The sequence below is a fragment of the Microbacterium testaceum genome (genome assembly GCF_001476655.1).
Classification (GTDB): Bacteria; Actinomycetota; Actinomycetes; order Actinomycetales; family Microbacteriaceae; genus Microbacterium; species Microbacterium testaceum_C.
In genome coordinates this window covers 1-24,559 of the sequence record NZ_LDRT01000075.1, presented here as the reverse complement: position 1 = coordinate 24,559, position 24,559 = coordinate 1, and the positions used below count along the sequence as shown (strand labels likewise).

General features: G+C 71.1%; 29 protein-coding genes and 1 pseudogene. 14 read left to right on the top strand and 16 right to left on the bottom strand.

What is annotated here, in order from left to right; translation table 11 throughout:
• The 5 genes from NS220_RS11520 to NS220_RS11500 form a co-directional block, all read left to right on the top strand.
• Positions 1-681, top strand: a 681-nt coding sequence (locus NS220_RS11520; RefSeq protein ID WP_153004264.1) for a glycosyltransferase, incomplete at its 5' end; no start/stop codon positions are given.
• Between the two features lie 207 nt (positions 682-888).
• On the top strand, positions 889-1,128 hold the full coding sequence (locus NS220_RS11515; RefSeq protein ID WP_058624191.1) for a hypothetical protein: 240 nt from the start codon (positions 889-891) through the stop codon (positions 1,126-1,128).
• Between the two features lie 447 nt (positions 1,129-1,575).
• Positions 1,576-2,664: a type III polyketide synthase gene (locus tag NS220_RS11510; protein ID WP_058624190.1), complete on the top strand. Its 1,089-nt coding sequence runs from the start codon at positions 1,576-1,578 to the stop codon at positions 2,662-2,664.
• Entirely contained in the window at positions 2,661-3,383 is a 723-nt protein-coding gene (locus NS220_RS11505; protein ID WP_081323137.1) for a methyltransferase domain-containing protein, read from the top strand. Before NS220_RS11510 ends, NS220_RS11505 begins: the two co-directional genes overlap by 4 nt.
• On the top strand, positions 3,376-4,494 hold the full coding sequence (locus NS220_RS11500; protein WP_058624189.1) for an FAD-dependent oxidoreductase: 1,119 nt from the start codon (positions 3,376-3,378) through the stop codon (positions 4,492-4,494). The genes NS220_RS11505 and NS220_RS11500 overlap by 8 nt, the downstream gene beginning before the upstream one ends.
• Here NS220_RS11500 and NS220_RS11495 read toward each other — a convergent pair.
• The 4 genes and pseudogenes from NS220_RS11495 to NS220_RS11480 form a co-directional block, all read right to left on the bottom strand.
• Positions 4,491-5,509 (bottom strand): annotated as a pseudogene (locus NS220_RS11495) (IS481 family transposase). The gene NS220_RS11500 and the pseudogene NS220_RS11495 sit on opposite strands and share 4 nt — an antisense overlap.
• A 73-nt stretch (positions 5,510-5,582) precedes the next feature.
• The gene (locus tag NS220_RS11490) at positions 5,583-6,077 is read right to left on the bottom strand and encodes an OsmC family protein (RefSeq protein ID WP_058624187.1); all 495 of its coding nucleotides are present in this window, start codon (positions 6,075-6,077) and stop codon (positions 5,583-5,585) included.
• Positions 6,078-6,097: 20 nt separating this feature from the next.
• Entirely contained in the window at positions 6,098-6,721 is a 624-nt protein-coding gene (locus NS220_RS11485) for a GntR family transcriptional regulator (protein WP_058624186.1), read from the bottom strand.
• A 230-nt stretch (positions 6,722-6,951) separates the two neighbouring features.
• Positions 6,952-7,779 carry a UbiA family prenyltransferase gene (locus NS220_RS11480; protein ID WP_081323136.1) on the bottom strand — a complete coding sequence of 276 codons (828 nt, stop codon included), beginning with the start codon at positions 7,777-7,779 and terminating at the stop codon, positions 6,952-6,954.
• A 277-nt stretch (positions 7,780-8,056) separates the two neighbouring features.
• On the opposite strand from NS220_RS11480, the gene NS220_RS11475 reads away from it, so the two are divergent.
• A complete protein-coding gene (locus NS220_RS11475) occupies positions 8,057-8,512 on the top strand; it encodes an Hsp20/alpha crystallin family protein (protein ID WP_058624185.1) in 456 nt (151 codons plus the stop codon).
• A 284-nt stretch (positions 8,513-8,796) separates the two neighbouring features.
• Here the strand turns inward: NS220_RS11475 and NS220_RS11470 are convergent, their stop codons facing one another.
• Positions 8,797-9,159 (bottom strand): hypothetical protein, encoded by a 363-nt coding sequence (locus NS220_RS11470; RefSeq protein ID WP_058624184.1) that lies wholly within the window; start codon positions 9,157-9,159, stop codon positions 8,797-8,799.
• Between the two features lie 253 nt (positions 9,160-9,412).
• Between NS220_RS11470 and NS220_RS11465 the strand changes: the two genes are divergently transcribed.
• The 3 genes from NS220_RS11465 to NS220_RS11455 all read left to right on the top strand — a co-directional run bounded on the left by NS220_RS11465 (position 9,413) and on the right by NS220_RS11455 (position 11,657).
• Positions 9,413-9,739 carry a DUF7882 family protein gene (locus tag NS220_RS11465; RefSeq protein ID WP_058624183.1) on the top strand — a complete coding sequence of 109 codons (327 nt, stop codon included), beginning with the start codon at positions 9,413-9,415 and terminating at the stop codon, positions 9,737-9,739.
• Positions 9,740-9,805: 66 nt separating this feature from the next.
• Positions 9,806-10,996 carry an NAD(P)/FAD-dependent oxidoreductase gene (locus NS220_RS11460; protein ID WP_058624194.1) on the top strand — a complete coding sequence of 397 codons (1,191 nt, stop codon included), beginning with the start codon at positions 9,806-9,808 and terminating at the stop codon, positions 10,994-10,996.
• A 208-nt stretch (positions 10,997-11,204) separates the two neighbouring features.
• On the top strand, positions 11,205-11,657 hold the full coding sequence (locus NS220_RS11455; RefSeq protein WP_058613215.1) for an SRPBCC family protein: 453 nt from the start codon (positions 11,205-11,207) through the stop codon (positions 11,655-11,657).
• 63 nt (positions 11,658-11,720) lie between these two features.
• Here the strand turns inward: NS220_RS11455 and NS220_RS11450 are convergent, their stop codons facing one another.
• Both NS220_RS11450 and NS220_RS11445 read right to left on the bottom strand, forming a co-directional pair.
• Entirely contained in the window at positions 11,721-12,713 is a 993-nt protein-coding gene (locus tag NS220_RS11450; protein ID WP_058624182.1) for an aldo/keto reductase, read from the bottom strand.
• A gap of 97 nt (positions 12,714-12,810) precedes the next feature.
• A complete protein-coding gene (locus NS220_RS11445) occupies positions 12,811-13,290 on the bottom strand; it encodes a 2'-5' RNA ligase family protein (protein WP_058624181.1) in 480 nt (159 codons plus the stop codon).
• A gap of 102 nt (positions 13,291-13,392) precedes the next feature.
• On the opposite strand from NS220_RS11445, the gene NS220_RS11440 reads away from it, so the two are divergent.
• On the top strand, positions 13,393-13,836 hold the full coding sequence (locus NS220_RS11440) for a hypothetical protein (protein WP_058624180.1): 444 nt from the start codon (positions 13,393-13,395) through the stop codon (positions 13,834-13,836).
• A 23-nt stretch (positions 13,837-13,859) separates the two neighbouring features.
• Entirely contained in the window at positions 13,860-14,273 is a 414-nt protein-coding gene (locus tag NS220_RS11435; RefSeq protein ID WP_058624179.1) for a GNAT family N-acetyltransferase, read from the top strand.
• Here NS220_RS11435 and NS220_RS11430 read toward each other — a convergent pair.
• From NS220_RS11430 to NS220_RS11405, 6 genes are all read right to left on the bottom strand, one after another.
• Entirely contained in the window at positions 14,224-15,789 is a 1,566-nt protein-coding gene (locus NS220_RS11430; protein WP_081323134.1) for a PepSY-associated TM helix domain-containing protein, read from the bottom strand. The genes NS220_RS11435 and NS220_RS11430 overlap by 50 nt on opposite strands.
• Positions 15,786-16,991 (bottom strand): Dyp-type peroxidase, encoded by a 1,206-nt coding sequence (locus tag NS220_RS11425; protein WP_058624178.1) that lies wholly within the window; start codon positions 16,989-16,991, stop codon positions 15,786-15,788. The genes NS220_RS11430 and NS220_RS11425 overlap by 4 nt, the downstream gene beginning before the upstream one ends.
• Positions 16,991-17,527: a copper chaperone PCu(A)C gene (locus NS220_RS11420; RefSeq protein ID WP_193755352.1), complete on the bottom strand. Its 537-nt coding sequence runs from the start codon at positions 17,525-17,527 to the stop codon at positions 16,991-16,993. The genes NS220_RS11425 and NS220_RS11420 overlap by 1 nt, the downstream gene beginning before the upstream one ends.
• On the bottom strand, positions 17,524-18,087 hold the full coding sequence (locus NS220_RS11415) for a copper resistance CopC family protein (protein WP_058624177.1): 564 nt from the start codon (positions 18,085-18,087) through the stop codon (positions 17,524-17,526). Before NS220_RS11415 ends, NS220_RS11420 begins: the two co-directional genes overlap by 4 nt.
• 204 nt (positions 18,088-18,291) lie before the next feature.
• Positions 18,292-18,903, bottom strand: coding sequence for a hypothetical protein (locus tag NS220_RS11410; protein WP_058624176.1), 612 nt, complete (start codon positions 18,901-18,903; stop codon positions 18,292-18,294).
• A gap of 42 nt (positions 18,904-18,945) precedes the next feature.
• The gene (locus tag NS220_RS11405) at positions 18,946-19,737 is read right to left on the bottom strand and encodes a hypothetical protein (protein ID WP_058624175.1); all 792 of its coding nucleotides are present in this window, start codon (positions 19,735-19,737) and stop codon (positions 18,946-18,948) included.
• Positions 19,738-19,806: 69 nt separating this feature from the next.
• On the opposite strand from NS220_RS11405, the gene NS220_RS11400 reads away from it, so the two are divergent.
• Positions 19,807-20,811, top strand: a complete 1,005-nt coding sequence (locus NS220_RS11400) for an epimerase (protein WP_058624174.1) — start codon at positions 19,807-19,809, stop codon at positions 20,809-20,811.
• A 65-nt stretch (positions 20,812-20,876) separates the two neighbouring features.
• Here NS220_RS11400 and NS220_RS20160 read toward each other — a convergent pair whose 3' ends face one another.
• On the bottom strand, positions 20,877-21,035 hold the full coding sequence (locus NS220_RS20160) for a hypothetical protein (RefSeq protein ID WP_193755351.1): 159 nt from the start codon (positions 21,033-21,035) through the stop codon (positions 20,877-20,879).
• 136 nt (positions 21,036-21,171) lie between these two features.
• Here NS220_RS20160 and NS220_RS11395 point away from each other — a divergent pair, with 136 nt between their 5' ends.
• Both NS220_RS11395 and NS220_RS11390 read left to right on the top strand, forming a co-directional pair.
• Positions 21,172-21,432: a hypothetical protein gene (locus NS220_RS11395; protein ID WP_058624173.1), complete on the top strand. Its 261-nt coding sequence runs from the start codon at positions 21,172-21,174 to the stop codon at positions 21,430-21,432.
• A 264-nt stretch (positions 21,433-21,696) separates the two neighbouring features.
• Positions 21,697-22,167, top strand: a complete 471-nt coding sequence (locus tag NS220_RS11390) for a GNAT family N-acetyltransferase (RefSeq protein WP_058624172.1) — start codon at positions 21,697-21,699, stop codon at positions 22,165-22,167.
• Between the two features lie 133 nt (positions 22,168-22,300).
• On the opposite strand, the gene NS220_RS11385 is transcribed toward NS220_RS11390, so the two are convergent.
• Both NS220_RS11385 and NS220_RS11380 read right to left on the bottom strand, forming a co-directional pair.
• Positions 22,301-23,194: an SDR family oxidoreductase gene (locus tag NS220_RS11385; protein ID WP_058624171.1), complete on the bottom strand. Its 894-nt coding sequence runs from the start codon at positions 23,192-23,194 to the stop codon at positions 22,301-22,303.
• A 53-nt stretch (positions 23,195-23,247) separates the two neighbouring features.
• The coding region (locus NS220_RS11380) for a glycoside hydrolase family 15 protein (protein WP_058624170.1) at positions 23,248-24,559 on the bottom strand (1,312 nt) is incomplete at its 5' end.

Here is a 24,559-nt window from a genome sequence, read left to right as displayed (position 1 = left end):
GCGTACGCCCGCGCGGGCGTTGCCGCCGGCGAGGCATGGATCATCGACAACGGCATCGACACCCGGCGGTTCCGCCCGGGGACGCGGCTCGAGCGTCGACGGATCCGCGCGGGTCTCGGCATCCCGGAATCGGCGCACGTCGTGCTCCTGGCGGCGCGGTTCGACGCGATGAAGGATCCGGGCCTCTTCCTGGCGGCAGTGGCGCGGCACGCGCGACGCTTCCCCGACACGCACTACGTGCTGTGCGGCTCGGGGATGACCCGCGACAACGCAGGTTTCACCTCGCTCCTCGTCGAGAGCGGCATCGCGGACGGGACGCACGTTCACGCCCTCGGGCTCCGCGATGACATGCCGCAGCTCTACCGGATCGCCGATGTGGTGGCGCTCACCAGCGCCTTCGGAGAGGCCTCACCGCTGTGCTTGGTCGAGGGAGCGGCCTCCGGAGCCATCCCCGTGACCACCGACATCGGCGACGCCGCTCGCGTCGTCGAGGGTTTCGGTCTCGTCACGCCGCGCGACGCGGACGCGATCGCCGACACCTGGGAACACGCTCTCGCCCACCGCGTCGAGCTCCGCACGGCCGCGATCCGCGCCCGGGCGCGCCTCGACCGGCGTCGGATGGTCGACGACTATCGCGATGCGCTCTCGAGCTTGCTGCTCCGGGACGCTCTCGCCGCCTGACATCTACGGCCAGGGCGGTGTCCGTTCGGTGGGGGCCACCGTAGGGCCGCCGCGCCGAGCGATCCGACCGGGTCGACGGGCACGGTCCGCGCGCGTCGAACGATCTCCGCGCGCGTACCGCGAGGGTGTCATGCGCTCATCGGAACGCTCGCGGGCTGTACGCAGGTCGCGGCGATCGCTCCTGCCGGGGGCGATCACCTGGCCGAGGTGCGCTTCGCCGGGAACGACGTCCTCGTCGACCACGACATCGACGTGAGGACCGCTCCCGTGTGCGCGCGCGCGGACGACGACACCATCACGTGCGACGGAGACACCTTCGACGAGGCCCCGATCCGCTTCTCGTCACCCGGCGCGTCGCCCGACGAACTCTCGGTCTCCGTGGGCGACGAGGAACTGTACGCCGGCTCCCTCGAGGCCGTCCTGTTCAAGGCGATGGGAGACGAATGACCTCGACGCGCACGACCCTCCCGCTCGTCGGCGGTCTCGCCGTCGGGGCGGTCCTGCAGGGGGCCACGGCTCTCCCGGGGTACGCGACGGCGGCACCCGGATGGGGAGCGACGGTCGTTCTCTCCGCCCTTCTGCTCATCGCGCAGGTGTCGGTGGCGAGCCTCGCCGCCGTCCGCCTCGCGGGAGCGCGTCCCGCCGTGGTGCGCGCCGTCGTGTGCGCGGCGATCGTCGTCGTCGCCGGCACCGCCGTCGCGGTGCTCGTCCCGCTGCTGCTCGTGCCGTTCGTGGTCGTCGCGTCGGCGGTGCTGTCGGCAGCCGCCGCGGGCCGACCCCTGCGGGCGGGGCGGCCCTCGCCGCGCCCGCGCGTCGGCCCGCCGCACCATAGACGGCGGGCGACACCCGCGCCATCCCCGCAGCCGCGCCCGGAAAGCGTGTCTACAGTGAGACATGACCGCGCGCATCCTCTCGATCGGCACGGCCCTGCCCGAGACGCGCGTCGACCAGGCCGTGCTCCGCGACCTGTTCGCCGCCCAGCCCGGGTTCGATCGCAAGGCGCAGCGGCTGGTCGGCGCGGCCTTCGATGCCGCGGCGATCGACACGCGGCACGTCGTGCTCCCCCAGCTCGCCGGCGGCGACGGCGGGGCTCTCGGGGTCCGCGACGGCGACACCCTGCTCATGCCGCCCACCGGTGCCCGCAACGACGAGTACCGCCGCACCGCTCCGCCCCTCTTCGCCGAGGCCGCGCGCGCCGCGATCGCCGGGTCGGGACGGACACCGGATGCCATCACCCACGTCGTGACCGTCTCGTGCACCGGCATGTTCGCCCCCGGTCCCGACTACCGCCTCGTCCGCGACCTGGGCCTCGCCACCTCGGCCGAGCGGTACCACCTCGGGTTCATCGGGTGCGCCGCCGCGATCCCAGCGCTGCGCCTGGCCGCGCGCATCGTCGCCGCCGACGCGGGTGCCGTCGTGCTCGTGGCCTGTGCCGAGCTGTGCTCGCTGCACTGGCAGACCTCCGCGCACCCCGACCAGATCGTCGCCGCCTCGGTGTTCGCCGACGGGGCCGCGGCGGCGGTCGTGGCATCCGGGGATCCCGCGCACGCGGGCTTCGACCTCGACGGCTTCGCGACACACGTGACCGACGACGGCGAGGCGGACATGGCCTGGACCGTCGGCGACGCGGGCTTCGAGATGACCCTGACCCCCGAGGTCCCGCGCATCATCGGCCGCGAGATCGCCGCCATCGCCGGAGACGTGATCGGCGATCTCGGCGAGATCGACGCGTGGGCCGTCCATCCCGGGGGCCGCAGCATCCTCGACCGCGTCGAGAGCGCTCTGGAGCTGGATGCCGCCGCCCTCGCTCCCTCGCGGGAGGTTCTGCGCGCGCACGGCAACATGTCGAGCGCGACCCTGCTGTTCATCCTGCGCGACCTCCTCGCCGACCCCTCGCGGGCCGACGGCGACCGGGTGGCCGCGCTGGCGTTCGGCCCGGGACTCACGGTGGAGGCGGCGCGCCTGACGCTGCGGCGCCCGTGACCCGCGCACCGGGAGCGTGGCGGGGGCTCGCCGAGCGCGACACCGCCCTCACCGAGCTGATGGACGACCCCGACTGCGATCCCCGCGCCCTCGCCGCGACCTACCGCCGGTTCGGCCTCGTGAACCGCCTCGTCTCGGCGTGGGGCCACGTGTACCGCTCGCGCGTGCGCCCCGAGTTGCGCGCGCTCGGCCGCCCCGCCCGCGTGCTCGACCTCGGGTGCGGCGGCGGCGACGTCGTGGCCCGCCTCGCGACTCTCGCCGCGCGCGACGGCCTCGACGTCGACTGGGTGGGCGCCGACCCCGATGCCCGGGCGCTCGAGGCGGCACGCGAAAGGGAACGCCCCGGGGTCCGCTTCGTCGCCCGGGGGTCGCGCGAGCTGATCGCCGCCGGCGAGCGCTTCGACCTCGTGCTCTCGAACCACGTGCTGCACCACCTCGACGCCGAGGCCCTGGAGCGATTCGCCGACGACTCGCTCACGCTGTCGAGCGGGCCGGTGCTGCACGCCGACATCGCCCGCGGCCGCCTCGCCTACGCGCTGTACGCGGTCGGGATCGCCCCGCTGTCGGCGGGGACCTTCCTGCGGGTCGACGGACTCCGCTCGATCCGCCGGAGCCATCGTGCGCCCGAGCTGGCCGAGGCCCTCGGCTCGCCGTGGCGCGTCGAGACCCCCGCGCCCTTCCGGGTGCTCGCCGTCGCGAGGGGGCGCGCGGATGCCTGAGGTCCTGGTCGTCGGTGCGGGCCCGGTCGGTCTCGCCCTCGCCGCCGACCTGCGCGCGCGGGCGGTCGAGGTCGACGTCGTCGAGAAGCGGACGGCGATCGGCGGGGGAACGCGGGCCATCGGCATCCACTCTCCCGCCCTCGCGTACCTCGAGGCCTCGGGCGCGACGGACGAACTGCTCGCGCGCGCGGTGCGCATCGAGCGCGGCGAGGCGCGCGCCGACGGGCGACTGCTGGCGGAGATCCGATTCGACGGGTTGCGCGCACGGCACCCGTACGTCGCCGCGCTCCCGCAGGCCGACACGGTCGACGTCCTCACCCGACTCGCTCCGCCGGTCCGGCGCGGGGTCGCCGCCACGGCGCTGATCGACGACGGCGCGTCGGTGCGCGCGCGAGCCGTCGGCCCGCACGGCGACGAGGAGATCCGTGCGCGCTTCGTCGTCGTGGCATCCGGCTGGGCGGGACGAGACCTCGTCTACCGACCCGGCGCCGTGCGCACGCACCAGTACCCCGACCGGTACGCGATGGCCGACGTCGCCGCCCCGGGCGGTCCCGTCGCGCGCGTCCACCTCGAGCGCGCGGGCGTGCTCGAGTCGTTCCCCCTCCCCCACGGCCACCGCCGCCTCGTTGCCTGGGCGGGCACGGACGAGATCCCGGATGCCACGGCCTTCCTCCGCCGCGCCGTCGCCGACCGCGCCGGACTCGACGTCGACATCCCCGCGGCGACGACCTTCCGGGTCCGTCGCGCCGTGGCTCCCGCGCTCCGGCGCGGCCGGGTGTTCGTGGTCGGGGACGCGGGGCACGAGGTCAGCCCGATCGGCGGTCAGGGCATGAATCTCGGGCTGCTCGACGCGCTGACCCTCGCCCCGCTGCTATCGCGGTGGCTGCGCACGGGCTCGCCGGACGGGCTCGACCGGTGGGAGCGAGATCGTCTCGCGTCGGCGAGGCACGCCGCCCGGCTCGCGGCGCTCAACACCTTTCTCGGGCGCTCGCTCGGGCCGCGCGCTCACGCCGCGAAGGCGGCGGCGTTGCACGCGGTCCTGGGGGGACCGGGCGGTGCCGCGTTCACCCGCGCGTACGCGATGCAGGGCGATCGAGCCGCCCGCGGCTAGCTGTAGGAGGCCAGGACGTTGCTTACGTGTCGTGAGGCCGCGGATGCAGGTGGTTTTCCGTCATGTGCTCCGTGGGGTCGGTGGTAGTTGTAGTGCAGGTTCCAAGTCTTCAGCGCTGTTTCGCGCTGGCGCTCTGAGGTCCAGGTCCTGGCATAGAGGAACTCTTCGGACAAGATGCGGTTGTAGCGCTCGATCTTCCCGTTGTGCTTCGGCGTGTATGGCTTCGTTCGCCGGTGTTCAGCACCGTTGAGGGCGGCGGCGAAGGCATCGGAGCGGTAGCAGGCTCCGTTGTCGGTGATGATCCGCTCAATTTTCACGATTCCGTGCTTGGCGAACCACTCGCGGGCGCGGTTCAGGAACGCGACGGCGGTGGCGCCTTGTTCATTCTCGAGCGCCTCGGTGTAGGCCAGACGTGTGTGTCCGTCGATCGCGGAGTGCAGGTAGGCATACCCGGCTCGTGCTCCGCGGGCCTTTGCGCGGGCCGCAGTCCGAGCCTCGGCGCTGCCTTTGCCGTGGACGCGCCAGCCGCCGCCGTCCGGGATGCGCCCGGCCTTCTTCACGTCCAGGTGGATCATGTGTCCGGGATGCTTGGCATTGATGGTCTTGACCTCCCGGTTCGTTTCGCCGTTCGGGTCGATGTACCGTCGGTGGTTCAGCCCGACCCACGCCAAATGGCGGGTGATCGTGCGCCGACTGACCGCAACCCCGTCAGCATTCAACTCGAAGGCGATGCGGGATGCTGACCACTTCTTCTGTCGCCGCAGCTGTTCGATCCGCGCCACTGTCGCGCCAGGCGTCGCAGTCGGCTGCCGGGACGGCGCAGAGGAGCGGTCAAGCAGCCCGACGTCTCCGAATTGCTCGTAGCGATTCACCCATTTCGAGGCGGTCGCCCGGGAGATGCCCATCTCGCGGCCACGTGCGCTATCGGGCGGGTTCGGCAGCGCTCAACGAGCCGCTTGCGGCCCTCAGGAGTGAGAGGGGCGTTCCGATGCGTGGTCCGTGCAGCAGCCTTCATGCCACCCACCGTCAATTCAGCGTGGCAAGGGGCGGAGGGGACGAGTGCAGCCGCTCCGGTCGCAGCCAGGCAATCATTCGAGCGCGGGAGCGGTGGCGGACCCCTCAAGGTGCACGACGACCTCGTGGTGAATCGGCGTGTTGATCGAGCGGGCGATGAAGCAGTAGTCACCGACCTCGTGGTGCAGTTGCTCAGCTACCGTCGGGTCGCTTTCGACGGTGATCGTCACAGTCGGGTGGAGGGTGACGCGCTCGAACTGTCCGGCTCCGCCGGCTTCTTCGACCATGACCCCGGTCGGGCGGTCTTCGTATGCGGTCACGACGACGCCGGCCCGCGCAGCGAGGTGGAGGTACCAGAGCATGTGGCACTGTGCGATCGACGAGAGGTAGAGCTGCTCGGGGTTCCAGCGGGCGGCATCGCCGCGGAAGGCGGGGTCGGATGATCCAAGGATCGAGCCGGGGCCGGCGGCCGTCACCGTGTGATCGCGGGAGAACCCTCGATAGGAGCTGGTGCCGGTGCCCGTGTTGCCGGTCCAGGTCAGTTCGATCTCGTAGTTGTGCGTAGTCATGACGTGTTTCTCGTTTCGGGTTAGTTCTTGTTCAACGCGTTGCGGGTTGCGAACGCGTGGGCTTCCACCGCGGCTCGGGCCCCAGGGGCGTCCCCTTGACGGAGCGCGTCGGTGATGACCTCATGCTCGGCGTGCACCGCCTGGGTGCGCTCGGGGTTTTGCAGGCTCTTCCGGGTGCTGACGACGATTTGGTCCCACCAGCGCTCCAGCGTGCTGCTGATGACCGGGTTGCCCGCGAGAGCGGCGACCGCCTCGTGAAATGCGCGGTTCGATTCGACGGCGCGAGCGAGATCGCCGGAGGTCGTGAGCTCGTGGGTCTGGGCGGCTAGCGTCTCCAGCTCCGCCAAGCGAGCCGGGGCGACCTCTCCGCTAGCCACACGCTGCGCCGCCAGGAATGCGGCCCACCCCTCGATTCCGGCGCGTGCCATGTGCAGCTGCGCGAGTTCATCCCCGCTCAGCACCCACAAGCGGACGCCGCGCCCCTGCGCCCGCACCAGTCCGTCGCTCTCCAGACGTTGCAACGCCTCTCGCACGGGCGTGCGACTCACCCCTAACCGCTCGGCCAGCTGCGACTCAGCCACGCGCTCGTCCTCGCGGATGCCGCCCATCATCACCATCGCCCTGAGCGACTCGTACACCGTCATACAAAGATTATTGCATGCAATAAAACCTCATGCATGCAATAGCTCCCATCGCCAGAACCAGCGGTCCAGTCGCTCGGGCCCGTCGACAACCTCATGGCCAGCAACAGCTAGCGGTCAGTCGAGGGGGAAGACCTCGGGGAGCTCGTGCCACCACTCGCCCTCGCACCGGTCGGGCACCAGGCTCTGCAGGGGCTCCTGCACCGACCACCAGCGCCGGGCCTCGGGGCGCGTCAGGCCACGACGAGCTGCGCGGCGAGGAGAAGCGCCGCCAGCATCGTCAGCTGGAACACCGCCCGCCCGGGCGGCCTCGCGAACACCACGACCACCGCGGCGACCGCGACCGCCGCCACGGCGACGAAGAAGACGAGGCCGAGGGCTGTGGCATCCGTTCCGAGGAGCACCGCGATCGCGCCGGCGAGGATTCCGCACGCGGCCAGCACCACCGAGGCGCGTGCCCCGAGCCGATGCGGGAGCCCGCGCACGCCGGTGCGGCGGTCGTCGTCGAGGTCGCGCACGACGTTCGTGAGGTGGACGGCGGCTCCCAGCGCCGCCCCGGCGACCGAGGCCCACGGCGCGGCGAGCGCCGGCGAAACGGTCGACAGCGTCGCGAACGAGGGGAAGAGCCCGAAGCTCAGCACGAACGGCGCGATCGAGAACGGCGTCGACTTCAGCCCCGCGTTGTAGGCCCACGCCGAGGCGAGGGCGATCGCGTGCGCCGCGACGAGCCCCGTACCCAGCGGCACCGAGAGTCCCACGGCGAGGATCGCGGATGCCACGGCCACCGCGATCCCGCGCTCCGGGGTGACCGCTCCCCCGGCGATGGGCTTGTCGGTGCGGCCGACGGCGGCGTCACGCGCCCCGTCGATCGCGTCGTTGGAGAGCCCCACGGAGACCTGACCCGCGAACACGGCCACCACGAGCAGCGCGAGGCGCGCCGGTTCGACGCCCGCAGCGATCCCGAGCGCGAGAGACAGGACGGTGACCACGAGGGTGGGACCGGGATGGGTCGCGCCCCAGAGGGCCCGCACGAGGTGCGGCTTCGCCGCGGCATCCGTCACCCGACGACGCTACCGCGCGGAGCTCCCCCGCATCGCCGCGTGTCGTCGCGCACAGACCCGGCAGCTCAGGCCGTGGAGGGCCCCGGCACCGCGGCATCCGTCCCGCTCATTCCTTGTGCAGCGCGTCCTGGGCGCGGCCCGCGAGCTTCTCGACGGTGTTCGGCAGCTCCGTCGCGCGATCGACCTCTTGGCACTCTCATGAGGAGAGTGCTAATCTGAAGCCAGTTGAGCGTACTCGACTCAACTTCCAACAGACAGATCGAAAAGGAGTATCGACATGGCCACCTACGACCCTTTCCGCGACCTCGACCGCCTCGCATCGACCCTTCTCGACGCACGACGCGGCGGCGGACCGCGACGGATGCCGATGGATCTCTACCGTGACGGCGACCACTACGTTCTCGCCGCCGATCTCCCGGGCGTCGACCCGGGGTCGGTCGACATCGACGTCGACGGTCAGCTGCTGACGATTCGCGCGGAGCGGACCCTCGCTTCGGGCGACGACGTCAAGTGGATCACCCGCGAACGAGAGACGGCGTCCTTCGTCCGCCAGCTCAACCTCGGGCAGGGCATCGACACCGAGCGCATCAGCGCCTCGTACCGCAACGGGGTGCTGAGCGTGACGATCCCCGTGAGCGAGAAGGCCAAGCCGCGACGCATCGCCGTCTCCACCGATGACCACGACGGCGTCATCGAGGCGCACGAGAGCACGCCGCAGCTCATCGAACAGTGAGTCGCACCGAGAGGGGGCCGGCCCTTCGGGGGCGGCCCCCTCTTCGCGCCGGAGCTCGACGCGTGAGCTCACCACGCGCTCCCGGCGCGCTCCCCGCGCGTGAGCGTCCTGCGGGGTCGCGGCGCGTGGCGGACGCCGCGGTCCACCGACGTCGCGGGCGAAACTCCTGAGATACGCGGCGCAGCGGTGGAATCCAGCGCCCCTCCCCCCGCGGAACCGCAGAAACGCAGGAGTTTCGCCCGGCGCCGCCCCGCAGCCGAAGGGCCCGGAGCGGCACGGACTCGTCAGAGATCCTCGGGGGCGAGGTCGCCCTGGCCTTCCTCGCCGAGCTCGACGATGCCGGGGTCTTCCCCCTGCGACTCGGTTCCGGTGGACTCGGGGTGGATGTCCTCGAGCGGGATGTCGGTATCGTCCGAGGGAATCTCAGCCGGGTCGGCACCGGTCGCGGTCGTCGGGTTGATGTCGTCGGGATCGGCCCCCTCGTCGAGGGCGGTCGTGGCATCCCATTCCGCCTGCGCGGGGTCGAGGGCGGGATCGGGCTCGATGGAGGTGTCACCGTCGCGCAGCGGCTGGGCGACCGTGATTCCGCCGTCCGGATCGGTGACCGGGACGTCGGGGGTGGACGGGTCGATCGAAGCGTCGCTCATGGGGAGTCCTTTCGTTGACAGCCCCCTCATCCCATCGCGCGCCACCGACCGAGACCCGCCCCTTGACAGCCGTGCGGTGGCGGACAGCACTACGGGGAAAACTACCGGGGAGCGCCCGCCCGCACGGTGCCCAGGTGCTGAGACTCGTACCCAAAGCGCCGCCCGGGAGGGGCGCGTCGGCCCGCGCTCGCTCGTCCTGCGGATTCGATGGCGAAGACACAGCAGCGGGTACGAAGCCCGCGGGGAGGGATACGTGGGCAAGTTCATCTACGAGGGCGGGATTCGAAACGAGTTCGAAGATCGTCTGCTGGCGCACCTCCAGGTCGTGATCGGCAACAAGCTGCGCCGCGGCGAACCGTTCTACTTCGTCTGGAAGGACGACATCAGCACCGGCGGCGGCCGGACCTCGGTCTGGCTGCACCCGCGGGCGAATCTCGTGTTCAAGTTCAACGGCGGGCGCCCGCCGGCTCTGAATCGCGCGTGGCTCGAAGCGCTGATGTCGACCGCGAACTCCCCCACCGGTCTGTACGTCATCCCCGAGCCTGCGGAGGACAGCATTCCGGCGACGACGTTCGCCTGAGTCGCGCGCCCGGCGACGCCTGTCAAGGCGCTGGTGCGCACCGGGATCGTGCCGTTGCGTGAGGGCATGACGAACCCCCGCATTGTGGTGGTCGGCGGCGGCAACGCCGGGTTGTCGGTCGCCGGCCGCCTTCACCGAGCCGGCCTCGCCGACATCACGGTCATCGAGCCGCGGACGCTGCACGTCTTCGCGCCCCTCCAGTCGCACATCGCCGGCGGGGCCGCGCGGGCATCGGAGGCGGCGCGCCCCCAGGCCGACGTCATCCCTCCGGGGGTGCGGTGGCTCCGCGACGAGGTCTTCACGGTGGATGCCGACACCCGACGCGTACACCTCGTCTCGGGCGGGCGCATCGACTACGACCAGCTCGTCGTGTGCGCCGGGATGCGCATGGCGTGGGAGCAGGTTCCCGGCCTCCCCGAAGCGATGGACACCGCCTCGGGCATCTCGAACTACGACTACACCCTCGCCGCGAAGGCCTCCACGGTCCTCCGCGACCTGCGGTCGGGTACGGTCGTGTTCACCCAGCCGCCGGAGCCCGCATCGTGCGGTGCCGCCGCTCAGAAGCCGATGTATCTCGCGTGCGACTGGTGGCGGGCGATCGGCGTCCGCGACGACATCCGCGTGATCTTCGTCTGCCCCGACCCCGTCCCGTTCGGCATCCCCGCGATCGACCGCGAACTGCGCCGAAAGCTCGACGAATACGGCATCGAGGTGCGGTACAGCCGCGACCTCCGGTCCGTGGATGCCGAGAACTCCACGCTCACGATCGGTCGCGGCGACGCGTCCGAGACGCTCCCGTACGACGTCCTCCACGCCGTTCCACCCCAGCGCGCGCCGGAGTGGATCGCGGGCAGCGGACTCGCGGCATCCGATGATCCGCACGGCTTCGTCGACGTCGATCCGGAGACGCTGCAGCACGTACGGCATCCGGAGATCTGGGCCGTCGGCGACGCGGCAGCGGTCGCCACCCGGCGTTCAGGAGGAGCGATCCGCCGACAGGCGAAAGCGCTCGTGAAGAATCTGCGCGCCGCCGTGGAGGGGCGCCCGCCCACCCAGAAGTACAACGGGTACAGCGTCGTGCCGTTCACCGTGTCGCGCGGGACCGTGGTGTTCGCGGAATTCGACCGATGGGGCCGTCTCCAGCCGACGGTTCCGTTCTGGCGGTCGCTGTACCGGGAGCGACGGCTGTCGTGGATCGCCGACCGACGCGTGCTGCCGTGGGTGTATTGGCACCTGATCCTGCGCGGCCGGGCGTGACGCGCCGCACCCCGCCAGGTCCCTGAGCCCGTCGAGGAAACCTCACCCCACCATGGCGTCCGGAGGCTTCGACAAGCTCAGCCACCTCCGCCGCGAACCGGCTCCGCGCGTATAGGCCATCGACGGCGATCCCTCAACCCCGGGGGCGCGCCGCAGACCGCGGCCGAAGACTGGGGACACCCCCACAAGCCAAAGGAAAGAGGACCCCATGGCACAGGTCATCGAAACCATCGACGTCAACGTTCCCGTCCGCGTCGCGTACAACCAGTGGACGCAGTTCGAGGAGTTCCCGCACTTCATGAGCTTCGTGGAGTCCATCACGCAGAAGAGCGACACCCTTACGCACTGGAAGGTGAAGATCGCCGGGGCCGAGCGTGAGTTCGACGCCGAGATCACGGAGCAGCACCCCGACGAGCGCGTCGCCTGGAACAGCATCGGCGGCGACGAGAACCACGCCGGTGTCGTGACCTTCCACCGTCTTTCGGACGACGAGACGCGCGTCACCGTGCAGATCGACTGGGCGCCCACGGGTGTGCTCGAGAAGCTCGGTGCGGTGTTCGGCGCCGACGATCACTCGGTCAAGAAGGACCTCGCGAACTTCAAGGAATACATCGAATCGCGCGGCGCCGAATCCGGCGCGTGGCGCGGCGACGTCAGCTGACGTCTGCCTCGACCGAAGCCGGGCCCGCCTCCACAGGCGGGTCCGGCTTTCGTCATGACGGGGTCACCACTGCGGGTGGATCTCCGCGCGCAGGCGTCGGTCGTACACGTCGCGCACCAGGGTGTCGAACGCGTCGAGGTCGAACCCGCCGTCGAGCAGCTCGGCCGCGCCCGCGTTCGCCGCGGCCTGCGCGGTCGATCGCGCCCCCGGGATGACCGAGGTGACGCCCTCTCGAGACGCGATCCATGCGAGGGTCGCCGCGGGCAGCGTGACGCCTTCGGGCAGGGATGCCTTGAGTTCGTCGGCCGCGGCCACGCCCTCGTCGAAGGGGACCCCCGAGAACGTCTCGCCCTTGTCGAATGCCTCGCCGTTGCGGTTGTACGAGCGGTGGTCGTTCTCGACGAAGGTCGTGGATCGGGAGTACTTGCCCGAGAGCAACCCGCTCGCCAGCGGCACGCGCGCGAACACGGCCACGTTCTTCTCGGCCGCGAGCGGCAGCACCTCATCGAGGGGCTTGAGGCGGAACGGGTTGAAGATGATCTGCAGGTTGGTCAGCTTCGGGCGGGTCAGGGCCGACAAGGCCTGATCCATCGTCTCGACCGAGGCGCCGTAGGCGGCGATCACGCCCTCCGCGACCAGTTGGTCGAGCGCGTCCCAGGTGGCGTCGTCGTCGATCACCGCGGACGGCGGGCAGTGCAACTGCACGAGGTCGAGGGTCTCGGTGTCGAGGAGTCGCCGCGAGCGGTCGAGCCAGCCGCGGAAGTTCTCCATGACGTAGTTCTCGGGAACCTGGTCTTCGCGGCGGCCCATCTTGGTGGCGACGGTGATGTCGTCGGCATCCCGGCTCTTCAGGAACGCCCCGATGATCTGCTCGGACCGGCCGTCGCCGTAGACGTCGGCGGTGTCGAAGAGGGTGACGCCCGCGTCGGCGGCGGCCGACAGGACGGCGCGCGCGTCTTCTTCGCTGACATCGCCCCAGTCGGCGCCGAGCTGCCAGGTACCGAGGCCGATCGCCGAGACCTCGCGGCCGGTGCGGGAGAGGGGGCGCTGCTGCATGGGGTGTCCTTTCGAGGCTGCTCTCGAGCCTAGCCAGCGCCTCCGACATCGGGGCGGTCGGATGCCGAGACCCGGGCGCTCGCGGAGCGTCGCCTCGTCATCCGATCTCGAGAGCGGCCACGAGTTCGGCCTCCGCGCCATCGATCCGCGCGATCCCGATGCGCGTCGAGCGCAGGATCTCCCCCTCGGCCGCGTCGACCACGGGCCCCAGAGTGAGATGGGCGCGAAAGCCCTCTCCCCAGAAGGCCGGCTCATCCGCGGCGAACCCCGGGAGCTGGTGGAGGCGGTCGACCAGGACTCCGTGCAGGTGATCCGCGCGCGACGACTCCACCAGACGCACCGCGATGTCCTGCTGCTGACCGAACATCGCCGTACCGCCCACACGGAACGTCACAGGCTGATCCGCCGGTACTTCGCGGAGAATCTCGACGAGGTCGGCCACCGACGCTTCTGTGCAGAAGTTCGAGGCGAGCGTCACATGCGCGGGCCAGACACGTCGATCGACGCGATCACCCACCTCCATTGAGGCGAGGAGCGCGACGACGCAGTACCGATCGGGCGAGGAAGAGGACGGCATCCGGAGATTCTGCCATCGCCGCCGGGGCGGGTCCCGTCAACCCCGCCGCCGATGTCGGACTCCGCGCCTAACGTGGCGGCACGCCCCACGGAAGGATCGATCATGAGCACTCCCACCCCCGAGAATCTGCCCGGCGCCGACCACGCCGACACCGTCGCCGACTCCGACGGTCTCGTCGCCGACGTGCCCGCGGGCGGTGCGGGAGCCGACAGCGGAGCTGTCGCGGCGACCGAGATCGACCCCGACGACGACGCGCGCGTGCAGAACGTCTCGAGCCAGAACGATCTGCCCGGCGTCGGTACACGCGCGGCCGACGGTGGCATGGAACGCGGCACCGACGACGCCCGGGGCGGTCACGGCTCGACCTCACGTCACCACGAAGACACCGGCGACGGTTCGACCCCCGCGGGCGACGCCCCCGAACCGCACGTCGACGCCGACGATCCGATCGCGAAGTATCAACCCGGCGTGGGGCGCGACTCCGCCGCCTCCAGCCGCATCGCGCAGAACCTGCCCGACCCCGACGGAGACCGCCCGGAGCGCTGACCGCGCCGTGCCAGGCTGGGTCGATGGACGACCTCCGCCTCGAATCCCTTGCCCCGACGCTCGAGGACTACCTCGAGCTGCGCCGCGCCTCCGGGCTCACGCCGAAGCGCCCCGACCAGGGCGCACCGGCCCTGACGAACAGCTGGGCATGGCGACGGGTCGTGGATGCCGGGGGCCGAGCGGTCGCGATGGGCCGGGTCGTCGGTGACGGCGGCTGGTACTTCCTCGTCGCCGACATGGCGACGCTCCCCGGGTACCAGCGGCGCGGACTCGGTCGGCGCATCCTCGAGGACCTTCTCGCGGAGATCCGCGCGAAGGCCCCCGAGGGCGCCTACGTCACACTGCTGGCCGACCCGCCGGGTCAGGCGCTGTACCGCAGCCTCGGTTTCACCGAGCCGACGAACGGTTCTGCGACGATGCACCAGGTCCTGGCCTGACGCTCGCAGATCGCCTCGACCGCCCCCACCACCCGAGCAGCACGTCGATCACGACGAACGCGGCGAGCGGGTAACCGACCATCGGCAGCACCGAGCCGATCAGCACCGCCACCACGAGGACGGCCCCGACGCCCCACCACGGAGCGCCGCGGAGAGCTCCTCGGGCGGGAGCAGCCGCGAGTCCGCGCGTCGGGCGCCGCTTCCACCACATCGCGTAGCCGAGCACGACGAGGGCGGCGATCCCGATCGCCAGGGCGAACAGCACCAGTTGATTGGCGAGACCGAACATCGAGCCCATGTGCAGGTCGATGCCCCAGCGCGAGAGCTTCGCGAGCAGCGGGAAGGACGCGAAGTCCACACGGTCGACGACCTGCATCGTCGCGCCGTTGATCGCCACGGCATCCACCTCCGTCGGGAAGCTCCGATGGATCTCCTGCACGACCCACGCGGTGCCGGGGGCGGACGGTGGGCGGATCTCGACGTCGCCGGTGTTGACGTTGATGCGCTTCGCGATCGCGAGCACCGCGTCGAAGGTCGGCGGATTCGCCGCCCCCGTGGGCGCACCCGGCGTCGCCCCGCCGTGTTCCGCGTGCTCTCCCCCGGCGGCAGCCGCGCCCTCGAGCGCGGTCTTCAGCGACGGAGTGGCCCCGCCGATCGCCGCGCGCAGGTCCGACACGTTCGCCCCCGCGAACGTCGACCACGTGATCCCGGTGGCCGAGAGGAAGAGCGCCCCGAGGACGACCCAGATCCCGACCGCCGAGTGCCAGCCCGACAGGCGACGGTACCCGCGATGCGACCGGTTGGGGCGGAGCAGATCGCGGCGTCCGCGGCGGCTGCGCACGAAGCGCCCGATCCACAGTCCGAGTCCCGCGAGCGCGACGATGCCGAGCCAGGATGCCGCGAGCTCGCTGTACCACCGGCCCGGCGCGCCGAGGTGGAGCGAGCGGTGCAGATCGCTGATCCAGTGCCGGACCGGCAGCGCTCCGCTCGTGCCGTACGCGGGAAGATCCCCGAGGATCTGGGTCGTTGCGGGATCGACGAAGATCGCCCGGGTGGTGCTCTCGGGGAGCGTGTCGTCGGCGAACATCACGCGCGTGGTCGCGCCGGGCTCGGGTGCGGGCCGCACGGCGACGGGCGAGGCACCGGAACCGACGTAGGCCTCGGCGGCCTCGATCTGGTCGGCCAACGGCATCCCGGTCCGATCCGACGTCGCCGTCAGCTCGTGGGCGTAGACGACCTTCTCGATGACCGGGGTGAGGGCGTAGAGACCTCCACTCACCGCCGCGACGAGGATGAACGGCCCCACGAGGAGCCCCGCGAAGAAGTGCAACCGCCGCAGCAGCGCCGTGAACCACCCTCTGCGGGGGGCACCGGATGCCACGCCTCCGGCGCCGCCACCCGGTCGAGTGTCCAGAACACCCGGACTTCCGGCCCCGGGGCTCCGGGTTTCTTGGACACTCGACGGCGATGGGGCGCCGCCCGACGCGGAGACACCGTCCGGTCGTGTCGTCGTCATGACAGGATCCCTTCTCCGATGAAGCCGCCCTCGGCGCACCCCGGCGGGACGGCGAAGACCGCCGACCCGATCGGCGTGGTCCACTGATTCAGCAGGTCGAGCTGATCGAGGCGTTGCTGGATGGGGACGAACTGTCCGTCCACGTCCGCCTGGAACGACACGAACACGAGCCCCGCATCGCTGACCTCACCGGCAGGCGGCGTCTGGTCGTAGTTGTAGCCGCGGCGGAAGATCCGCTGCGAAGGATCGTCGGATCGCGACCGACGCAGATGCGAGAACTCCGGGATCACGGGAAAGCCGATGGCATCCTTCGCCTCGAAATCCGGCTCGTCGAACTCGTCGGTTCCGGTCAGAGGCGCGCCCGTCTTTTGGAATCGCCCGACGGCCTGGTCGCGACCGGGTCGATCGAGGTGATCCCACGTGTCGAGATTCATCGCGATGCGGCGCACCACCATGCCGGTGCCTCCCGCGAGCCACCCGTCCCGAGCCCACACGACCTCGTCGAACGCGGTCGTTCCCGGCACGGGGTTGGCCGTGCCGTCGACCTGTCCGAAGAGGTTGCGCATCGTCGTCCCGGGGCGCTCCGTGCCGTGGGCACGCCGGAACCCCTGCTGCACCCACCGCGGGGTGGCGAACGCGCGCGCGTCCTTCAAGAGCATGCGCGCGGCGTGCGCCACGGTCACCGGATCGTCGGCGGCGATCTGGAGCAGCAGGTCGCCGTCGCCGAACTCCGGTCGCAGCCGGTCGATCGAGAACGCCGGCAGCGGCCGCAACCACGACGGGGCGGCTGCACCGGCGCGCGCGACGAGCTCGGGTCCGAAACCGAAGGTCACCGTCAGGCGGGCCGGAGCGGTCGCGAGCTCGGGCTCGGTATCGGCCAGGGCCGCCTCCCCGCGCGTCAGGCGGGCGGCATCGTCGGTCAACGTCAGAAGGAGACGGCGAAGGCCGTCGCGGTCGACGTCGGGCCGCAGGTCGAGCGCGATGAGGGATGCGTGCGCCTGGGCGTCGGTGTCGATCCCGGCCTGGTGAACGCCGTAGAACGGCACGGCCACGTCACCGTTCAACGGTGTCGAGGGAGCGGCATCCTGTGCCGAGGCGGCCGCGTCGACGCCGATGGCGGCGACCGCACCGACGCCCGCGACGGCTCCCCCGAGAAGGAAGGTCCGCCGGGTCGGTCCGCGCCGGGTGTCGAGGCGCGCCATCACTTCCCCATATCCATGTCGCCCATGTCCATGCCGCCCATGTCGCCGCCGTCGTAGTTCTCGTTCGCTCCGGCGAACTCCTTGACGGGGGCGGTGATGTCCGCCGTCGACGCGTCCGAGAACGTCAGCGTGATCGTCGTGTCGTCGCCGGCGCGCAGCGGAGAGGTGACGTCCATGAACATCAGGTGGTTTCCGCCCGGGGCGAGCGCGAGCGAGCCGTGGGCCGGGATCACGAACCCGCCCTCGACCTCGCGCATGACCATCTGGCCGTCTTCGTTCGCGACGGTCTCGTGCAACTGCATCGACGAGGTGGCGGGGCTCGTGGCGGAGACGACGGTGAGGTCGGTGTCGCCGGTGTTCGTGAGTTCCCCGAAGCCGGCGGTCATCCCGCCGTCGGCGGCCTTGACCCAGACGTCCGAGCTGGAGAACGACGCCGACTCGGCGGCGGGGGCGGGCGCGGTCGTGCCGGCGCAGCCGGCGAGGACGAGGGAGGAGAGAAGGGCGATGGCGCCGAAGCGCAGGGTGCGGGTGTTCATGACGAGGCCTTTCCGGGCTGTCGGCCGCGCGCGGCGCGGCGGAGAAGAGAAACGAGGAGGAGAACGGCGAGAGCAATACCCGCGCCGAGGGCGGCGACGACCACGATGCGGGGAACGCCCGGATCGTCGGCCACGGGGGCCGCGACGGCGGGCGCGCTCGCCGATGCGGGTGCCCGCTCGAGAGGGGCCGCATCGCCGACGGTGAACGGGATCACGCCCGAGATGGGGTGGCCGTCGCTCGAGACGACGCGCCAACGCACCTCGTAGCCCGCGGCGGGCATTCCCTCTTTGAGGCCGACGGCGACGGTCGCGGACGCGATGGCGGGGTCGCCGACCGCCCAGTCGGCGCCCTCGGCGTCGGCGACGATGATGTCGGCGCCCACGTCGAGGACATCGGCCGAGAAGGTCAGGGTGATCTCATCGGGAGCGGAAGGGAGACGCTCATCCGGAGCGGGTGAACTGGATAAGAGCTGATCGTGGGCGGATGCCGGGACGACCGACGTCAGAACGACGACGACGGCCACGGCGCATCCGACCGCGACAGCGCGGAGGCGGAGCATGGGGTTCTCTCTTTCGGCGATGCCGAGCACGTCACGACGGCGTGAGGTCAGCGCACAGCGCTGCCCCCGCGCGCGGGCGACGGCACGGCACGACAGGCACGGGCGTCCCGGAGGACGCGAATCCCCGCCGCGCGGGAGGCGACGGGTCGGTCGAGGCGGGTGCCCACGACCGGACACCCCGCGCCGGATCGCGCGAGGCGGGCGTCAGTGTGCGCCGAGAGGGGGGCCGCGCCGCCGAGCGGTCGCCGCCAGCAGCACCGAGACGGCGCGCACGTCGGCGACGATCTCGGCGAGGACACGACGCGCGGGGGTCGGCCCGGGCGCGTCGGTGAGGATACGGACCCGCGCGCGCAGCCACGCGCCCAGGCGGACGGCGAGTTCGCGCAGGTGCGCGACGGTCCGCTCTCCTCGGTGCAGGGCGGCGGTGGTCAGTGCGGCAGCGACGAGGTGCCCGAGCCACATCGAGGCATCCGGGACCATCGTCATCGTCACGGAGTCCGCACCGAGCGCGGGCATCGCGGCCGCTCCGGCGTGGACGTGGCCGGCGGCCGCACCCGGCTGGTAGCTGCCGAGGACGAAGAGCGCGTGGAAGAGCAGCTGGCTCAGGCCGACCGCGAGGCTCAGACGGAAAGCGGACAGTCGACGGCCGGCGAGGGCCGTGCACGCGACGAACGACAGCGCGAGCGGGACGACGATACCCACCGCGCCCGGCATCGCTCCCCCGGCCGTCACGTGGGAAAGCAGAGCGACGAACGTCGCCACGGCGGCGGCGACGGCTCCGCGCACGACACGCGTTCCCCGTTCCTGCCGTCGCATGTGACCCATTCTGTCAGGCGAGCGCGGCGACGATCGCCGCCGTCACCGCACGAACAACGCGATCCCCGCGGCGAGGAGCGCCACGACGGCGGCCACGGAGCCGTAGAACATCAGCGCCCTGCGACGCCCGCCCTTCCACGCCCGGTCCTTCATCGGCAGCACCGGAGGAGCCCCGGATGCCACGACCCCGGCGCCGTCGGCCGCCTCGACGGCGTCGCGGACCGCCGCCATCACGCCCAGGGCGCGCCGCCACACCCGCGGATCTCCCACCGCAAGCTGTCGTGGACTGTAGAGGAAGAGCCAGCCGTCGACGATCTCGAGGTCGAACGGCAGCTCGGCGTCGTCGAGGAGGTCGAGGATGTCCGGACGCAGGATGCCGCGCGCCCAGCCCGCCGCACGCGGGTCGACGTGGACCTCGGAGTCGTTCCCGAGCGTCAGCGTGACTCCCGCGGTGGGTGTCGAGGGCAGGAGCCGCACGGCCCGCGCGCTCGCGGTCTCGACGAGAAGTGCCGGCGCGGGGCGCGACAGTCGGACGGCCGCGTATCCCCACGTCGAGCTCAGGACGTTGAGGTCGATCGTGTACTGGAAGGCGGAGTTGGCGATCTCGATCCCGGGATCGCCGGGGAACCGCACGATCCGGCCGGCGCCCTGCATCTGGCGCGGACGGCCGACGGGATCGCGGAAGACGACGCCCGGCAGGGGCTGGTCGAGCACGAGCGGCTGGAACTGCGCACCGTTCGCCTCGGCGAACAGGCGTACGGCCTCCGTCTCCTCACGATCGCCGTACCCGTCGCTCAACCGGAGGAGGGGGGCCACGTCGAGCGGTTGCACCATGTCTCTCATTCTGTCGGGGCGGCCGTTCCCCGACACTCCCCTAGGCTGAACCCGACCCAGGAGGATGCCGTGCCCCGACCCCGTGTCGTCATCGCCGGAGCGAGTGGTTTCGTCGGCCGGGCTCTGGCATCCGCGTTCCGCGACGAGGGATACGACCTCGACACGATCAGTCGCACGGGCACCGCGACGTGGGGAGATCAACCGGCGATCGACCGACTCGTCGACGGGGCGGACGTGCTCGTCAACCTCGCCGGCAAGATCGTGTCGTGCCGGTACACCGACGCGGCGCGCGACGAGATCCTGCGCTCACGGGTCGAGACGACGAGGGCGTTGCACCGCGCGGTGCGCATCGCGGCCCGCCCGCCACGCGTATGGTTCAACGCCTCCACGGCGACGATCTACCGCCACGAGACCGAACGCGGCAACGACGAGGTCGACGGCGTCATCGGCGACGGTTTCTCGGTCGACGTGGCGACGTCGTGGGAGCGCGCCTTCTTCGAGGGCGACCTCCCGGGGACCCGCCGCATCGCCCTGCGCATGGCGATCGTCCTCGGCGACGGACCGGCGACGCGCATGCTCTTCGCACTCGGTCGCCTCGGACTCGGCGGCCCGCAGATCGACAGCTGGTGGTTCCCCCACCGCCGCTACCGCGGGATCGGCGCGCATCCGACCGGATCGGTGTGGTCGAGCTGGCACCGGACCTCGGGGCGCCAGCGGTTCAGCTGGATCCACATCGACGACGTCGTGGCATCCGTTCGATTCCTTCGCGATCGCGACGACCTCGAGGGACCGGTCAACCTGTCGGCACCCGGCGTCAGCGACAACCGCACGCTCATGAACGAGGTCCGGCGCGTCGCGCGGCGGCGGATCGGCCTCCCCGCGTTCCGGTGGATGCTCGATCCCGCCATGGCACTGCTGCGCAACGAGCCCGAATTGGTGCTCAAGAGCCGGTGGGCCGTGCCGCGGGTGCTGACCGAGGCCGGCTTCCGCTTCCGGCATCCGGAGCTGGGTCCGGCTCTGGATGCCGTGGCGTCGGTGCACCGTCCCCGCGCGGGCGACCTCTTCTCCGCGTGACGCCGCCCGCATGACGAGCCGCCCGCCCGGAGGAACCGAGCGAGCGGAACGACGTTGCGGGACGGTCAGGCGTTTCGACGGATGAAGCGCATGAGGGCCGCGATCACACCCACGATGAGGATGACGATTCCGATCCAGAGCAAGAACTTCACGGCCTCGACGAAGACGCCGAGGAAGAGCAGGACGAGTCCGACGATGATGAGGATGATGGCGAGAGCTGGCATGACTCCACTCTGACCCGCTCCCCGGCCCCGATGACCGGCCTTGACACGGGGCCGATCACGCGCATCTGTCAAGGCCGAGCGCCCCCGCGCCTCGCGGTCTAGCGTCGAGGACACCACGACGGCGGGAGACCCCACAATGAGCGAGCGCGACACCACAGGCCGCGGAACCGGACCCGACGAAGGCGAGTACACGGACGTGCAGCTTCCCGACGGCGACGTCGACCACGGCAGCACCGATCTGCCGGGCGAGTACGTCGACCGGGAGAACGCGGACGGCACCGAATCGCGGCCCCGTGCCGACGAGGCCGGTTCTTTCCCCGACGTGCAGCTCCCGTCGGGGAAAGAAGACCGAGAGAACCTCGAGGACCCGGGCGAGTACACCGATCGCGATCGCTGAGGTTCAGAGATCGAGAGTCGACTGCGGATCGACGCGATACGCGTCGCGGTACGCCTCGACGAAGCGCCGTGGTGCCGAGAAGCCCCAGCGGATCGCCACCTCGGCGACCGAAGTCGCCCCCGGATCCGCCGCGACGAGGTCGCCGTGCGGACGCGGGTAACGAGGAAATCGTTCATGGGTGGCCGCAGCCGTCGTCGCTGACCTCGCACCCTCACACCGCCGTCGTTCCGGCGTCTTTTGTTCACCTCACCTCGAAAAGCGATCATGAGCAGCAGCCCCCGCATCCGCCCCATCACTCCCGACGACGCCGGAGAGGTGCTCACCGTTCAGCGCGCCGCCTTCGCGAGTGAGGCACTCATCTATGGCGACCCCGACATGCCGCCGCTCACGCAGACGCTGGAAGAGGTGCGCGCCGAGCTGGTCGAGAACCTCGGCTGCGTGGCGATCACGGACCATCGCATCGTCGGCGCGGTTCGCGCGCGCCGAGACGGGAGTCTGTTGCTCATCGGTCGACTCGCCATCGCCCCGGATCAGCAGGGCGAGGGTCTCGGCACTCTGCTGCTCGGTGCCGTCGAGGAGCGGGGGCGTGAAGCCGGCGCGACCGAGGCAGAGCTCTTCACGGGTGGTCTCAGCGAAGCCAACCAGCGCCTGTACGAGCGCGAGGGGTATCACCGCTCCGAGGAGACGGCCGACGGCGAGATCTTCTACCGCAAATCGCTCCGCGACGGACGGTGATCCCGGATGCCGAGCGAGGTCGCTGAGCCCGTCGAAGGGACCGGGGGCTTCGACAGGCTCCTGCCCCTCCGCTCTGCGCGCGGAGAGGGCCGCCGCCCGAACCCCGGACGACGGCCCTCTCCGCGCGCGACGTTTACGGCGTGGGCATGCCGCCGTTGACGTTGAGCGTCTCACCGATCACATAGCTCGACTCCGCCGAGGCGAGGTACACGTACGCCGGCGCGAGCTCGGCCGGCTGACCCATGCGTCCGAGCGGGGTCTCCTCGCCGAACTCGTCGACCTTCTCGTCGGGCTGGCCGTCGGTCACCTGCAACGGAGTCCAGATGGGGCCGGGGGCGACCGCGTTCACGCGGATGCCCTTCGGGGCGAGCTGCTGGCCGAGCGCTTTGGTGAAGGTGTTGATGGTCGCCTTCGTCGAGGCGTAGTCGACGAGGATGGGCGCGGGCGAGTACGCCTGGATCGACGTGGTGTTGATGATGGTCGAGCCGGGGGCGAGGTGCGGCACGGCCTCCTTGCAGATCCAGAACATCGCGTAGACGTTGGTCTTGAAGGTGTCGTCGAACTGCTCGTCGGTCAGCGTCGTGACGTCCTCGTTGAAGATCTGCTTGCCGCCGTTGTTGACGACGATGTCGAGGCCGCCGAGGCCGTCGACCGCTTCCTTCACCAGAGCGCGGGCATAGTCGCGCTCGCGCAGGTCGCCGGGGATCTGCACCACCGTCGCGCCGGCGTCGCGCAGGATGCCGGCGATACGGTCGGCATCCACCTTCTCCTCGGGCAGGTACGACATCGCGACCGACGCCCCCTCGCGGGCGAAGGCGATCGCGGTGGCCGCGCCGATGCCGGAGTCGGCGCCCGTGATGAGCGCCTTGCGCCCCTTCAGGCGGTCGCTGCCGACGTAGGTGTCCTCGCCCAGCGCGGCCTTCGGGGTGAGGTCGGCGTCGAGGCCGGGCTCCTTGGCATCCTGGGACTGCGGATCGATGTCGGCATAGAGCTTCGCCGGGTCGGTGAAGGTGTACTGCGTGCTCATGGCGAGTCCTTTCATAGGGGGGATGCCGAGGCGGGGACCGCCCCGGCGGAGGGTCAGCGGTCAGCGAGCTCGGCGTCGTCGACGAGGTCGCGGATGACGAGGGCGGCGTTGATGAGGGCGAGGTGGCTGAGGGCCTGCGGGAGATTGCCCCAGAAGGCCCCGTCGGATTCGGCGATCATCTCCGAGTAGATGCCGACGTCGTTGCCCTGGGCGACGAGGGCGTCCATCGCCTCGAGCGCCTCCGCGTGACGTCCCACGCACGCGAGCGCCGTCGCGCGCCAGAACGCGCAGGCGACGAAGGTCTGCTCCTCCTGGTCCATCCCGGTGTACCGGTAGACGAGGTGGTTCTCCGTGGTGAGGCGCTGGGTGATGGCATCCAGGGTCTTCGACATGCGCTCCCCGCGGTCGAAGCCCGTGGGCGCGTGCAACAGAACGGACGCGTCGAGGTCTTCGCTGCCCGGCGCGAGCGTGTACGCCTCGAGTTTCTCCGACCAGCAGCGCTCGTCCACCCACGCATGGATGCGGTCGCGCTCGGCCCGCCAGCGGTCGCCGTTGTCGGGGATGTGACCACCCTCGGCCAGCCACTGGGCGTCGTCGAGGGCCTTCCAGCACCCCATCTTCGACGAGGTGTAGTGGCGCAGCTCGGGCAGTTCCCACATGCCCGAGTCCTCGCGCCGCCACAGGTCGCACGTGCGGTCGGCCACGTCGGCCAGGAGTCGTCCGGTCTGGATGTCGAGGCGGTTTCCGGCTTCGACGTACGTGCGGCACAGGGCGATGAGATCGCCGTACACGCCGAGCTGCAGCTGCCCCTGCGCGGGGTTGCCGGTGACGACCGGCTGGTTGCCGTTCCACCCCGGCACCTGGTGCTTCTCGAGGCCGATCTCGGCATCGCCGTCGAGGGTGTACATCACCTGCACCTCGGGGCCGTTCTTGCGGATCGTGCGCAGCAGCCACGAGATCGCGGCGTGCGTCTCCTCGCGCAGGCCGAAGCCCACCCACGCGTGCGCCGTGTAGGCGAGATCGCGCACCCAGGCGAAACGGTAGTCCCAGTTCTTGCCCCCGCGGGGGTTCTCGGGCAGCGACGTGGTCGCGGCGGCGGCGATGGCGCCGGTGGGGCTGAATAGCAGGAGTTTCAGGGCCAGGGCGCTGCGCTGCACGTCGTCGGCCCACGGACCCTCGTACGAGAACTCGTCGGACCACATCTCCCAACCGCCGATCGTGCGGTCGATGCCGCGGTCGACGTTCTTCGCGTCGGGGATGCGGAGGGGCTCGCCCTCGGTCGCGGCGATGACGAGCAGGTGCCGCGACCCCTTCGTGGCGGTGAAGCCTCCGTCGATGCTCTCGTTCCCGGCATCCGGATCGCCG

Excerpts from the sequence above, each read along its gene's own strand:
- NS220_RS11510 (WP_058624190.1), top strand. The coding sequence starts at position 1,576 with ATGACCGCGCGCATCCTCTCGATCGGCACGGCCCTGCCCGAGACGCGC.
- NS220_RS11500 (WP_058624189.1), top strand. The coding sequence starts at position 3,376 with ATGCCTGAGGTCCTGGTCGTCGGTGCGGGCCCGGTCGGTCTCGCCCTC.
- NS220_RS11490 (WP_058624187.1), bottom strand. The coding sequence starts at position 6,077 with ATGACTACGCACAACTACGAGATCGAACTGACCTGGACCGGCAACACG.
- NS220_RS11485 (WP_058624186.1), bottom strand. The coding sequence starts at position 6,721 with ATGACGGTGTACGAGTCGCTCAGGGCGATGGTGATGATGGGCGGCATC.
- NS220_RS11475 (WP_058624185.1), top strand. The coding sequence starts at position 8,057 with ATGGCCACCTACGACCCTTTCCGCGACCTCGACCGCCTCGCATCGACC.
- NS220_RS11470 (WP_058624184.1), bottom strand. The coding sequence starts at position 9,159 with ATGAGCGACGCTTCGATCGACCCGTCCACCCCCGACGTCCCGGTCACC.
- NS220_RS11460 (WP_058624194.1), top strand. The coding sequence starts at position 9,806 with ATGACGAACCCCCGCATTGTGGTGGTCGGCGGCGGCAACGCCGGGTTG.
- NS220_RS11455 (WP_058613215.1), top strand. The coding sequence starts at position 11,205 with ATGGCACAGGTCATCGAAACCATCGACGTCAACGTTCCCGTCCGCGTC.
- NS220_RS11450 (WP_058624182.1), bottom strand. The coding sequence starts at position 12,713 with ATGCAGCAGCGCCCCCTCTCCCGCACCGGCCGCGAGGTCTCGGCGATC.
- NS220_RS11445 (WP_058624181.1), bottom strand. The coding sequence starts at position 13,290 with ATGCCGTCCTCTTCCTCGCCCGATCGGTACTGCGTCGTCGCGCTCCTC.
- NS220_RS11440 (WP_058624180.1), top strand. The coding sequence starts at position 13,393 with ATGAGCACTCCCACCCCCGAGAATCTGCCCGGCGCCGACCACGCCGAC.
- NS220_RS11435 (WP_058624179.1), top strand. The coding sequence starts at position 13,860 with ATGGACGACCTCCGCCTCGAATCCCTTGCCCCGACGCTCGAGGACTAC.
- NS220_RS11430 (WP_081323134.1), bottom strand. The coding sequence starts at position 15,789 with ATGACGACGACACGACCGGACGGTGTCTCCGCGTCGGGCGGCGCCCCA.
- NS220_RS11425 (WP_058624178.1), bottom strand. The coding sequence starts at position 16,991 with ATGGCGCGCCTCGACACCCGGCGCGGACCGACCCGGCGGACCTTCCTT.
- NS220_RS11420 (WP_193755352.1), bottom strand. The coding sequence starts at position 17,527 with ATGAACACCCGCACCCTGCGCTTCGGCGCCATCGCCCTTCTCTCCTCC.
- NS220_RS11415 (WP_058624177.1), bottom strand. The coding sequence starts at position 18,087 with ATGCTCCGCCTCCGCGCTGTCGCGGTCGGATGCGCCGTGGCCGTCGTC.
- NS220_RS11410 (WP_058624176.1), bottom strand. The coding sequence starts at position 18,903 with ATGCGACGGCAGGAACGGGGAACGCGTGTCGTGCGCGGAGCCGTCGCC.
- NS220_RS11405 (WP_058624175.1), bottom strand. The coding sequence starts at position 19,737 with ATGGTGCAACCGCTCGACGTGGCCCCCCTCCTCCGGTTGAGCGACGGG.
- NS220_RS20160 (WP_193755351.1), bottom strand. The coding sequence starts at position 21,035 with ATGCCAGCTCTCGCCATCATCCTCATCATCGTCGGACTCGTCCTGCTC.
- NS220_RS11395 (WP_058624173.1), top strand. The coding sequence starts at position 21,172 with ATGAGCGAGCGCGACACCACAGGCCGCGGAACCGGACCCGACGAAGGC.
- NS220_RS11390 (WP_058624172.1), top strand. The coding sequence starts at position 21,697 with ATGAGCAGCAGCCCCCGCATCCGCCCCATCACTCCCGACGACGCCGGA.
- NS220_RS11385 (WP_058624171.1), bottom strand. The coding sequence starts at position 23,194 with ATGAGCACGCAGTACACCTTCACCGACCCGGCGAAGCTCTATGCCGAC.